General features: G+C 33.1%; 10 protein-coding genes. 4 read left to right on the forward strand and 6 right to left on the reverse strand.

Features of this window, described 5'->3' with window-relative positions; translation table 11 throughout:
* Positions 1-124: 124 nt before the first annotated feature.
* Together trpB and trpA are read left to right on the forward strand one after the other, a co-directional pair.
* Positions 125-1,330: a tryptophan synthase subunit beta gene (gene trpB, locus AXE80_RS00605; protein WP_068823987.1), complete on the forward strand. Its 1,206-nt coding sequence runs from the start codon at positions 125-127 to the stop codon at positions 1,328-1,330.
* A complete protein-coding gene (gene trpA / locus AXE80_RS00610; RefSeq protein ID WP_068823988.1) occupies positions 1,323-2,090 on the forward strand; it encodes a tryptophan synthase subunit alpha in 768 nt (255 codons plus the stop codon). The genes trpB and trpA overlap by 8 nt, the downstream gene beginning before the upstream one ends.
* Positions 2,091-2,234: 144 nt before the next feature.
* Here the strand turns inward: trpA and AXE80_RS00615 are convergent, their stop codons facing one another.
* The 6 genes from AXE80_RS00615 to AXE80_RS00640 form a co-directional block, all read right to left on the reverse strand.
* Positions 2,235-2,861 carry a carbonic anhydrase gene (locus AXE80_RS00615; protein ID WP_068823989.1) on the reverse strand — a complete coding sequence of 209 codons (627 nt, stop codon included), beginning with the start codon at positions 2,859-2,861 and terminating at the stop codon, positions 2,235-2,237.
* 104 nt (positions 2,862-2,965) lie between these two features.
* Positions 2,966-3,592 (reverse strand): carbonic anhydrase family protein, encoded by a 627-nt coding sequence (locus AXE80_RS00620; protein WP_068823990.1) that lies wholly within the window; start codon positions 3,590-3,592, stop codon positions 2,966-2,968.
* Positions 3,593-3,651: 59 nt separating this feature from the next.
* Positions 3,652-5,175 (reverse strand): SulP family inorganic anion transporter, encoded by a 1,524-nt coding sequence (locus AXE80_RS00625; protein ID WP_068823991.1) that lies wholly within the window; start codon positions 5,173-5,175, stop codon positions 3,652-3,654.
* Positions 5,176-5,265: 90 nt separating this feature from the next.
* Positions 5,266-5,601, reverse strand: coding sequence for a hypothetical protein (locus AXE80_RS00630; protein WP_068823992.1), 336 nt, complete (start codon positions 5,599-5,601; stop codon positions 5,266-5,268).
* Positions 5,602-5,628: 27 nt separating this feature from the next.
* On the reverse strand, positions 5,629-6,903 hold the full coding sequence (gene serS / locus AXE80_RS00635; protein WP_068823993.1) for a serine--tRNA ligase: 1,275 nt from the start codon (positions 6,901-6,903) through the stop codon (positions 5,629-5,631).
* Positions 6,904-6,965: 62 nt separating this feature from the next.
* A complete protein-coding gene (locus tag AXE80_RS00640; RefSeq protein ID WP_068828571.1) occupies positions 6,966-7,913 on the reverse strand; it encodes a bifunctional riboflavin kinase/FAD synthetase in 948 nt (315 codons plus the stop codon).
* A gap of 157 nt (positions 7,914-8,070) precedes the next feature.
* Between AXE80_RS00640 and AXE80_RS00645 the strand changes: the two genes are divergently transcribed.
* Positions 8,071-10,989 carry a TonB-dependent receptor domain-containing protein gene (locus AXE80_RS00645; protein WP_068823994.1) on the forward strand — a complete coding sequence of 973 codons (2,919 nt, stop codon included), beginning with the start codon at positions 8,071-8,073 and terminating at the stop codon, positions 10,987-10,989.
* A 176-nt stretch (positions 10,990-11,165) separates the two neighbouring features.
* Positions 11,166-12,680 carry a F0F1 ATP synthase subunit beta gene (gene atpD, locus AXE80_RS00650; protein WP_068823995.1) on the forward strand — a complete coding sequence of 505 codons (1,515 nt, stop codon included), beginning with the start codon at positions 11,166-11,168 and terminating at the stop codon, positions 12,678-12,680.
* The last annotated feature ends 94 nt before the right edge of the window (positions 12,681-12,774 follow it).

The following is a 12,774-nucleotide window of genomic DNA, read 5'->3' on the forward strand; positions in this document are numbered from 1 at the left end:
GAAAGAGGTGTTCGAGCGTAGTCGAGAACGGTTTAGAAATAAGGATTAAAAAAGTTGATTTGTTTTTTGAGTAATCGTTAAATCAATTTCACAAATAAACAGTTCAGCAAATAAACATAAAGAGATGTCAAAATTTCAAGTAGACAAAAATGGTTATTACGGACAATTTGGAGGAGCTTATATTCCAGAATTGTTGTATCCAAACGTAAAAGAATTAGAAGATAATTATTTAGATATTATCAACTCTGAAGCTTTTCAAAAAGAGTATTTATACTTGTTAAAACAATATGTTGGAAGACCAACACCATTGTATTACGCTCCTAATTTATCCGATAAATACGGAGCACATATTTATTTAAAAAGAGAAGATTTAAACCATACAGGTGCGCACAAAGTAAACAATACTATTGGGCAAATTTTAATTGCTAAGCATTTAGGTAAAAAGAGAATTATTGCCGAAACAGGTGCAGGTCAGCATGGAGTGGCTACAGCAACAGTTTGTGCTTTAATGAACTTGGAGTGTATTGTGTTTATGGGAGAGGTAGACATCAAACGTCAGGCTCCAAACGTAGCACGTATGAAAATGTTAGGGGCAAAAGTAGTAGCAGCAACTAGTGGTTCTAAAACTTTAAAAGATGCAACTAACGAAGCTATTCGTGATTGGATTCAACACCCAGAAGAAACTTATTATTTAATAGGTTCTGTAGTGGGGCCACATCCATATCCAGATATGGTAGCACGTTTACAAGCCATTATTTCCGAAGAAATTAAATGGCAATTAAAAGAACAAACAGGAAAAGAAAATCCAGATACAATTATAGCTTGTGTTGGTGGAGGTTCTAATGCGGCTGGAGCTTTTTATCATTATATGGATGATGAAGAAGTAGATTTGGTAGCGGTAGAAGCTGCAGGATTGGGAATAGACTCGGGAGAAAGTGCTGCAACTTCTCAATTAGGAGAGGTTGGTGTAATTCACGGTTCTAAAACCATTTTAATGCAAGATGAGTACGGGCAAATTATTGAGCCTTATTCAATTTCTGCAGGATTAGATTATCCAGGAGTTGGGCCTTTACACGCACATTTATTTGATACCAAAAGAGGAACTTTTTTAAACGCAACCGATCAAGAAGCTTTAGATGCGGCTTTTGAATTAACAAAGTTAGAAGGAATTATTCCAGCTTTAGAAAGTTCTCATGCTTTAGCGGTACTTGGTAAGATGGATTTAAGCAAAGATCAAGTAGTTGTGGTTAATTTATCAGGAAGAGGAGATAAGGATTTAGAAACTTATATCAACGAATTAGAAAAAAGAGAAGCTAGAAATCATGAGTAAGTTAAATCAATTATTTAAAGAAAAACCAAACAGACTTTGTTCGGTATATTTTACATCAGGATATCCAAAATTAAATGATACTGCAACTGTAGTAAAGAATTTAGAAGCTGCAGGAGTAGATTTTTTAGAAGTAGGTTTTCCTTATTCAGATCCTATGGCCGATGGTCCTACTATTCAAGAAAGTAGTTCTGTTGCCTTAAAAAATGGGGTTAATTTAGACATCATTTTTGATCAATTAGCAGCAATAAAAGAGCAAATAAATATTCCTTTAGTTGGAATGGGCTATTTAAATCAAATGTTGCGTTACGGAACTGAAAAGTTTTGTGAAAAATGTATATCAGTAGGTATAGAAACTCTAATTTTACCTGATATGCCTATGATTGAGTACGAAACAATTTATAAAGATTTGTTCGCAAAATATGGGCTTACCAATGTGTTTTTAATTACCCCTCAAACATCAGAGGAGCGTATTAAAAAGATAGATGAAATGACCAATGCGTTTATATATGTGGTAGCATCATCTTCTATCACAGGAGCTAAAGGAACTATTTCAGAAGAGCAAATAGCATACTTTAACAGAATTAAATCTTACAATTTAAAAAGTACGTTAATTGCAGGGTTCGGAATTTCTAGCAAGGAAACGTTTAATACGGTTTGTAGTCATGTAAACGGAGCTATTATCGGTTCTGCTTTTGTAAAACATGTTGGGACAAATGGTGTAGACACTATTGATGCTTTTGTAAAAAATATCATTAATTAGGGCGTTCCCTTCGGTCGGGCTTTTACCACTCGCTTTTTGTATACTGAAACAAGTTCAGCATCCAAAAGAGCTCAAACAAAGGTGCAATCCCTAACGCAAAAAAAAACAAAACAGCCTTCTGAAAATTCAGAAGGCTGTTTTGTTTTATGAGATTCTATAAATTTCTTGAATGTCTTTTAATTTGTCTTCAAAGTTAATTTTTAAATCAATCAATTTACCAGAGTGAATATCAAAAACCCAACCATGAACAGTTACATTTCTATCTGCAAATGCCTTTTGATATTGAGAGGTTTTAATCACATTCACACATTGTTCTTGTACGTTTAACTCTACAAGTCTTTTGTATCTTTCATCTTCATTTTCAATAGCATTTAATTCTTTTCTATGAATTCGGTAAACATCTCTAATATTACGTAACCAAGGATTTAAAATTCCTAAATCTTCAGATTGCATAGCTGCTTTTACCCCTCCACAATAATAATGTCGACAAACAACTACATGGTTTACTTTTAAATGGGTTAAGGCGTAGTCTATAACAGACATGGCACTTAAATCAGTATTAGGAACCATGTTGGCAATGTTTCTATGTACAAAAGCTTCCCCAGGACCAACTCCCATAAGCTCTTCGGCAGTAACGCGACTGTCTGCACAACCTATGTATAAAATTTCAGGGCTTTGTCCTTTAGACAGGTTTTTAAAATAATCTTTATCAATAGCTAATTGATTTTGCACCCATTGTTTATTGTTTTCAAATATCTTTTGAATCTTCATGCTTTAGAGCTTTTAGTGTTGTTGTTCCTATCTCTAAGATAGTGTTATATACTAAAAAAGAGGTCATATGACCTCTTTAAAACTTGATGTAATTTTATTTTAAATTAAAAAAATGATACTGAACCATCGTTAACATCGTACATGGCTCCAACAATCATAATTTCTCCTTTTTGTTCCATATCAGCTAAAACATCACTTTCGTTTCTAATTCTTTCAATAGTAAGTTTAACGTTTTTTACAGCAACACTATCTACAAATTCTAAGTTAGCAGAAGTTCTTAAGTTTTCTTCTTTTGGTTCTGCAACAGAGTTTACAGCAGGTTTAATATTATTAAGCATTGCTGTTAAGTTTCCTAACTTAGCATTGTCACAAGCACCTTTTACAGCACCACAACTCGTGTGTCCTAAAACAACTACTAGTTTTGTTCCGGCTAATTTACAAGCAAACTCCATAGAACCTAATATATCTTGGTTTACAAAGTTCCCTGCAATTCGGATACTAAAAATATCTCCTAATCCTTGGTCAAATACTAGTTCTGCAGAAACTCTAGAATCTATACAGCTTAAAATTGTTGCAAAAGGAAATTGTCCATCACTTGTATCATTCACTTGCTCTAATAAGTTTCTATGAGCTTTTAAATTGTCTTGAAATCTTTGGTTTCCTTCTTTTAAAAATTGTAATGACTTTTCAGGAGTCATTGTTGCTTGTGTTTCTTTAGTATGAGCTTTCATCTTTTTGTGTTTTTTATAAGATAAATAAGTTATTTAAATACAAATATTGTTCCTTAAAATTACGATTTCACTACTTTTAAATGAGGCATTGGTTGGTCGTACTTGTGCAAGTTAAGATCTAAGTCTACCAAGGTTAATTCAATTTCTTTATTAGCCGCTTTAATAGCAAAATCTTGAATAATTTCAATAATATCCAAATGTATAAATTGTGTTTTAGTTGCAATAATAGTTACCTTACTTTTTTGTGGAATTTTATCTAATATCTTTAAAACAGATGCTTTGTTTAAAAAAGTAACATCTTCGGACAATTCAATAGTATAAGATCCAATTTCTCCATTTTTAGAGTGTTCTAAAAAATATGGAATCTTGTAGTTGTTTCTTAAAATAATAAAAATAGCAACACCAACACCTAAACCAATACCTATTAATAAGTCAGTGGCTACAATACCAACAACGGTTACCACATATGGAATAAATTGATCTAATCCCTCCTTGTACATCTTTTTGAAGTTTGCAGGACTAGCTAGTTTGTATCCTATAATTAATAAGATAGCAGCTAGGGTTGCTAAAGGAATTTGATTTAAAAGAGTTGGGATAGATAAGATGCTTATGAATAATAATATTCCGTGAAAGATAGTTGAGGTTTTACTTTGTCCTCCCGCTTGTTGGTTAGCAGAACTACGAACAATTACTTGGGTTACTGGTAATCCTCCAATAAACCCTGCACACATGTTTCCTATACCTTGAGCAATTAGTTCTTGATTGGTAGAAGTTGTTCTTTTTTTAGGGTCTTGTTTGTCTGATGCTTCTACACATAATAAGGTTTCTAAACTTGCAACTACAGCAATAACAATAGCAGTGGAGTATACCTTAGGATTGGTTAATCCAGCTCCAAAATTAGGAAATGTAAAGTTGTTAAAAAATTCAGTAGGTGAGGTAGAGATAGGTATTTCTACTAAGAATTCTGAGTTGATAGGTAAAGTGTATAATTGTAATAATATACCAACAACAACCGCTAATAATGCACCAGGAACAGCTGCTAAAAACTTAATGTTTTGAATGATCTTTGATTGCCATAGCAATAAAATTCCTAAAGAAACAAATGTAATAATGGTAACATTCATGTCAATACCATCGGTAATACTCTGGATAGATTCAGTTCCAAATGCTTTAGGGATTTGTTTGTAAAAAATTAAAATACCAATACCAGAAAGCATTCCCTTAATAACCGAGGAAGGAAAATAATAAGCAATAATTCCTGCTTTTAAAATTCCCATAATTAATTGTAGTAGTCCCCCAATAATTACAGCGACAAGAAAAATGTTAAAACTTCCTAAATCGGTAATGGCGTTAAGAACTATTACAGCAAGCCCGGCAGCAGGACCACTAACTCCTAATGCAGAATTAGAAAAACTCCCGACAACAATTCCTCCAATAACACCACTAATAATACCCGAGTATAAAGGTGCTCCAGAGGCTAAAGCAATTCCTAAGCACAAAGGAAGAGCTACTAAAAAGACAACGATACTTGCAGAGAAGTCTTTTTTTAGATTTTTTTTAAAGTTATTGTTAGATGGTTTCATTCTCTTTATGTTTTTAAGCACAGCAAAGAATACACCTTAGTTTAAAACAGGGTGTAATTGGTGTAGCTTGGTTAATGTATAGGTTAAATTTTAGCTTAAAAAAATAAAAAAGTCCGGTGGTGGGGTGTGTACCTTTAAATAAGGGTTAGAAAATTTTATTAAGGATTTAAAAACACTTTTTAAAGAAGGATTTATAAAATTTACTTCAGCAAAGTCTTGAGAAAAATGATATTTGGTAAAAACCTCTTTTCCTACTTTAATTTCTTTTTCATTAGGTTCTTCTTCTAAAAGTTGTTGAGAAGTCACTTTTTTTGCAGTCTTACCTAAATCTGTAGCAACTTTAAGAGATGAGGCAAACACAATACAAAGTACCATAGTAAACATTACTAGTAGTGTTATAGGTTTGGCTTTGTACTGTGTTTGCATATTTTTTTTGATGATATCAAGTAATTATTACCTAATATAATCAAAACCTGTGTAAGGAACTAATACTTCTGGAATTTTAATACCATCTTCTGTTTGATAGTTTTCTAAAATGGCAGCTAATACTCTAGGTAAAGCTAAAGAACTACCGTTTAAAGTATGTGCTAGTTGACTTTTTCCTTCGCTGTTTTTGTAGCGTAATTTTAATCGGTTTGCTTGGAATGTTTCAAAATTAGATACAGAACTAATTTCTAACCATCTGTCTTGACCTGTAGAAAAAACTTCAAAGTCATAAGTTAAAGTTGAGGTAAATCCTAGGTCACCACCACATAAGTTTAAAATTCTATATGGTAATTTTAATTCATTTAAAATTTCTTTAACATGATCTACCATCCCGTTTAGGGCTTCAGCAGATTTATCAGGATGTTCAATCCTTACAATTTCTACTTTGTCAAATTGGTGTAATCTGTTTAATCCACGAACATGTGCTCCATAAGAACCAGCTTCGCGTCTAAAACATGGAGTGTAACCTGTTAAGCAAATAGGAAAATCTTCTTCTTTTAAAAGTTCATCTCTAAAAATATTTGTCATAGGAACTTCTCCTGTTGGGATCAAGTATAAATCATCAATAGTAGCATGATACATCTGACCCTCTTTATCTGGTAATTGTCCTGTTCCAATTCCAGAAGCTTCGTTTACCAAATGAGGTACTTGTGTTTCCTCGTAACCTGCAGCGGTATTTTTATCTAAAAAGTAATTGATTAAGGCGCGTTGTAACCTAGCTCCTTTCCCTCTGTAAACAGGAAAACCAGCACCAGTAATTTTATTACCTAATTCAAAATCAATTAAATTGTATTTTTTTGCCAATTCCCAATGAGGTAAAGCTTCTGTATGAAGTTTAGGAATATCCCCTTCTTCAAAAACTGTTTCGTTATCTTCTTCAGAAGATCCCGCAGGAACAATTTTATTAGGTACGTTTGGAATGGTATATAATAAGTCTAATAAGTTTTGCTCAGCCTTGTTAAATTCTTCTTGTAACTCTTTAGAGCTTACTTTTAGTTGAGCAGATTTTTCTTTTAGAATATTGGCTTTTTTTGCTTCGCCAGATTTATATAGTATTCCTATTTCTTTGTTTAAAGAATTGGATTCAGCCAAACTATTGTCTAGCTTTACTTGAATACTTCTTTTTAATTCATCAGTAGCAAGTACTTCATTAATAATTGCCTCGGCATTTTTAAAATTACGCTTGGCTAAACCAATTAATACCTGTTCTTTATTTTCTCTAATAAAAGGGACTTGTAACATACCTATAATAATATTTGCAACAAAGTTAAACTTTCCGTTGAAACACAGAAACAATCTTTTGTTTAAGATGCAGTGTTAGGCGTAATTGTTTGGATGAAGTTTAAGCTGTCGTTTTGGTCTTTTTCTAACTGCTCTTTAAGACCCTCTACAGAATGAAAATTTTGTTCTTCTCTTAAAAAATGTAAGAACTCAATTTTTATTTCATCACCGTAAATATCATTGTTAAAATCAAAAAGATGAGCTTCAATAGTTTGGTTTTTTCCGTTAACAGTAGGTCTGTTTCCGATGTTTAACATTCCAAAATATTTGTTTTCTTGATGAGTGGCTCTAACAATATAAGCTCCATTTTTAGGAGTTAATTTATAAACTTGCGAAATTTCTATATTGGCGGTTGGGAATCCAATAGTGTTTCCTAATTGCTGGCCTTTAACTACTGTTCCTTTAATAAAAAATGGAGTAGTTAAAAATTCATTAGCAGTTTTAATATCCCCAGCTTGTAGTGCAGTTCTAATTTTAGTAGAGCTTACTGCGGTATTATTGATGTCTTGTGCTTTGATTTCTTTGATGTTAAAATCAAAAGTATGACTGTATTCTTTTAATTGTTCAAAATCACCTTCTCTATTTTTTCCAAAACGATGATCGTAACCCACTACCAATTCTTTTACATTTAGCTGATTCACCAAAACATCTCTAACAAAATCAAAAGCGCTAAGGTTAGAAAAATCTTTGTCAAAAGGGTGAATCACTAAATAATCCAAATCAGTTTCAGATAAAATTTCAATGCGCTCTTCTATAGTGTTGATGAGTTTGATAGAGTTATCTGCCTGTATCACCATTCTTGGGTGGGGAAAAAAAGTAAGGAGTACAGATTTTAGACCTTTCTTTTTAGATTCAGAAATAAGTTGGTCTAAAATTTTTCTGTGGCCTATGTGAACACCATCAAAGGTTCCTATAGTAACTACAGTACTGATGTTTTCTGGAAAATTATGATAGTTGTGAATTACTTGCAAATTCAAAATATTTGAGAGCAAATTTAAGAATACTATTTTAAAATCAATATCGATAAAACGATAAATAAACAATCTAAAATAATGAAAAGTAAAATTACTTTTTAACATATGTTTATTTTTTGTATTTTACGTTAAACACTATTAAACTATTAATAATATGAAAACTAATTGCTTATTCTTTTTAATGATGCTTTTTTGTGTCAATTTTTATGCTCAGCAGACGATTAATGTGAAAGGGAAGGTGTTAGAAGAGAAAAATGGAAAGCCAATCACATCGGCAACAATTTCAGTTACTGGCTCGTCTGAGGTCGTAATTACAGATGCTAAAGGAGGCTTCGTTTTAGAATTATCTGAATCACTTCCTGTAGAAATTGTTATTAATGCTTTAGGGTTTAAAGACTATAGATATATCATCACTCAAAGAGAAGAAGATATTACAATAAGGTTAAAAGAAGGAGTTACTAGTTTAGATGCGATTGTAATTTCAGCATCAAGAACTCCTGAAAGTGTTTTTGAATCTCCAGTATCTATAGAGCGTTTGGGGACTAAGCAAATAGAGAATACAACATCGGCTACTTTTTATGATGGATTAGAAAATTTAAAAGGGGTTGATGTAAATACAAGTAGTTTAACTTTTAAGTCTATCAATACTCGTGGTTTTGCAACTTTTGCAAATACTCGTTTTGTGCAATTGGTGGATGGTATGGATAACTCTTCACCGGGTTTAAACTTTCCTTTAGGAAACTTAATAGGTTTAAATGAATTAGATGTGCAGTCTGTTGAATTATTGCCTGGGGCATCATCTGCTTTATATGGAGCCAATGCATTTAACGGAATTTTGTTTATGCGTAGTAAAAGTCCATTTAGCCAAGAAGGAACTAGTGTTTATGGAAAAACAGGAGTAACTTCTTCTGAAAATGCTGGAACAAATGAATTTATAGATGTTGGAGTTAGAGTGGCTAAAAAAGTAACAGATCAGTTTGCTGTTAAATTTACCACATCATTATTAAAAGCTACAGATTGGTTTGCTACCGACAGTAGAAATATTGATGAAGATGGAAAGATTATAGATGGGAGTAGAAGTACCGAGATAGATTATAATGGTATCAATATATATGGAGATGAATTTACAAATCCTACAGATTTAGGATTTGGAATAGTGTCAAGAACAGGATATAGTGAGCAAAGTTTAATTAACCCAGACACCGATAGTTTTAGAGCTGCATTGGCTATGCACTGGAGACCTTTTAAAGATAATGACGAAACGGAAGTTATTTATAGTAGTAAATATGGAACGGGAAATACTATTTACCAAGGAGCTAGTAGGTATGCACTTCGTAATTTTGTAATGCACCAACACAAATTAGAAATCCAATCAAAACATTTAATGTTGCGTAGTTATGTAACTATAGAAAATGCTGGGGATTCTTATGATATCCGATTTGCGGGGATTAATACACTTAGGGCTGAAAATGCTGCAACAAAAGCATATAATCAAGTAAATGGAACTAATTTGTCTGTGGATGAATTATGGTTTGGAACTTATGGGAATGCCTTGGCAGGAAATATTCCTGGAGTACCTGCCGGAAATAGAGTAGCAGCAAGAGGAGCAGCTGACGCTTCTTTTAGAACAGATCCTAATAGCGCTGAGTTTAGATCAATTTTTAACTCAGTTATTAATAATCCAGATTTAACTCAAGGGGCAAAATTTGTTGATAGTTCAAGATTGTATCATACAGATATTAATTACAATTTTCATGAATTGATTGATTTTGCGGAGGTACAAATTGGAGGTTCTGCAAGAAGATATGTGTTGAACTCTGACGGAACAATATTTACAGATACCTCAGATGGAAACATTACTTATGATGAATATGGTATTTATACGCAATTGCAAAAGAAAGCCTTAGACGATAGGTTAAAGTTAACAGGATCTATTCGTTATGATAAAGCGCAAAATTTTAATGGTAATTTTTCTCCAAGACTTTCAGTTGCTTTTAGTCCAGATACTGAAAGTAATCATATTTTTAGAGCTTCTTATCAAACTGGGTTTAGAAACCCTACAACACAAGATCAGTATATTGGGTTGAATTTAGGGAACACCATTTTATTAGGGTCTGCACCAGATAACCCAATAAGATATAACAAAGTATTTAGCGTTGATTCTCCTGCGGGTCAATCAGCTGTTGGTGGTGCTACTGTTAATTTTAATGGATTACAAGGGTATAACAACTCTTTTACAAGATCTTCGGTTGAAAAATTTGGGGAAGCTGTAGAGGCTACATCTAATTATTTACAGTCTCCTGCTGGAGGAGGGCATAGTAAACCTGCTGCCGATGCAATGGCTGCTGGAGCAAATGCAGGATTATTAAAAAAATCAAATGTAAATTATGTAAAGCCTGAACAAGTAACATCTTATGAGTTAGGGTATAGAGGTAGATTAGGAGGAACTATTGTAGTTGATTTAAGTGCATACTATAATAAGTATAAAGATTTTATTGCTGTAGTTACAACCGTTTCTCCTTTATATGGAAATGTGTCGGCAATAAAGCCTGCAGAAGCAGCGACAGATGTAAATACGCAATTGTTGTTAAATGCATTAGGAAAAGACGAGTTCACTCCAACTTCTTTATACACAAATACAAGTGCTGATATAGCTTCATACGGAGCTAACATAGGTATAGAGGCTAAAATTTTTGGAAACTATGATTTTGGAATTAATTATAGTTATGCTAAACAAGATTTTGATCAATCTCAAGATCCAGATTTTGAAACAAGTTTTAATACTCCAGAACATAAAGTAAAGTTGTCTTTTGGAAATTCAGATTTCTATAAAGGTTTAGGATTTGGTATAAATGCGCGTTGGCAAGATGCTTATTATTGGGAGTCTACTTTTGTAGATGGTCAAATTGATGCTAGAACATTATTAGATGTTCAGTTGATGTATGATATTAAAAATTGGAATTCTAATGTAAAAATAGGAGGAGCTAATATTTTAGGAAACGAATATGAGGCAGCTCCTGGAGCAGGAACAATTGGTTCTCAGTTTTACGGATCATGGACCTATAATTTTTAAAAATCGAAAATAAAACTGCAAATCCCTAAGGCAATTTATATTATAAATAAAAACTCCTCTATTTTTTTGAGAAATGAGTTGTAGGCATTGATAAAAAAATTATCTTTGCAAACACTTAATTCGGACTGATTGAATTGAGGGAAAACTAGAAATTAAATTCTTTTAATAGTACAAAAATGTCTAAAACAACAGGAAAAATCGCTCAAATTATTGGACCAGTAATTGATGTTGCTTTCGAAACTGGGACTGAGCTTCCAAAAATTTACGATTCTTTATTAATTAATCGATCTAACGGTAGTACGTTGGTGTTAGAGGTTGAACAACACGTAGGTGAGGGTACAGTAAGATGTATCGCTATGGATTCTTCTGATGGATTATCAAGAGGTCAAGAGGTAATAGTTACTGGAGTGCCTATTAAAGTTCCTGTTGGGGATAACATTTACGGGCGTTTATTTAACGTAAGTGGTGATCCTATTGATGGTTTACCAGTATTACCAACAGACGGAGATAATGGTTTGCCAATTCACCGTGCAGCACCTAAATTTGAAGACTTATCAGTTTCTACTGAAGTTTTATTTACAGGGATTAAAGTAATTGACTTAATTGAGCCTTATGCAAAAGGAGGTAAAATTGGTTTATTCGGTGGTGCTGGAGTAGGTAAAACAGTATTGATTCAGGAGTTAATCAACAACATTGCAAAAGGACACGGAGGTTTATCTGTATTCGCAGGAGTTGGTGAAAGAACTCGTGAAGGAAATGACTTGATGCGTGAAATGATCGAAGCTGGAATTATCTCTTATGGAGAAGCTTTTGAACATTCAATGGAGCAAGGTGGTTGGGATCTTGAAAAGATCGACCAAGAAAAAATGAAAGAATCTAAAGTAACGTTTGTATTTGGACAAATGAATGAACCACCTGGTGCACGTGCTCGTGTAGCTTTATCTGGTTTAACAATTGCTGAATACTTCCGTGATGGAGCTGGACAAGGAGAAGGACATGGTAAAGATGTATTATTCTTTGTTGATAATATTTTCCGTTTTACTCAAGCGGGTTCTGAGGTATCTGCCTTATTAGGTCGTATGCCATCAGCAGTAGGATACCAACCAACATTAGCAACTGAAATGGGAGCTATGCAGGAGCGTATTACTTCTACAAAAACAGGATCTATTACATCTGTACAAGCGGTTTATGTACCAGCGGATGATTTAACTGACCCTGCACCAGCAACAACGTTTGCTCACTTAGATGCTACTACAGTATTATCTCGTAAAATTGCGGAATTAGGTATTTATCCAGCGGTAGACCCGTTAGATTCTACTTCTAGAATTTTATCTGCTGATATTTTAGGTAAAGAGCACTATGAATGTGCGCAAAACGTAAAAGAGTTATTACAACGTTATAAAGAATTACAAGATATCATTGCTATTTTAGGAATGGAAGAATTATCTGAAGAAGATAAATTGGTAGTTCATAGAGCACGTAGAGCTCAACGTTTCTTATCTCAGCCTTTCCACGTTGCAGAACAATTTACAGGTATTCCTGGAGTATTGGTTGATATTAAAGATACTATCAAAGGATTCAACATGATTATGAATGGTGAATTAGATAAATATCCTGAAGCGGCATTTAACTTAAAAGGATCTATCCAAGAAGCGATTGATGCTGGAGAGAAAATGTTAGTAGAGGCATAATCAATGAACAATTTGCAATGAGCAATTAACAATAAGTTTTAATTGACCATTTGTAAGTATTGAACATTGTTAATTATTAATTGTTAATTGATAA

It is taken from the genome of Wenyingzhuangia fucanilytica (assembly GCF_001697185.1).
Classification (GTDB): domain Bacteria; phylum Bacteroidota; class Bacteroidia; order Flavobacteriales; family Flavobacteriaceae; genus Wenyingzhuangia; species Wenyingzhuangia fucanilytica.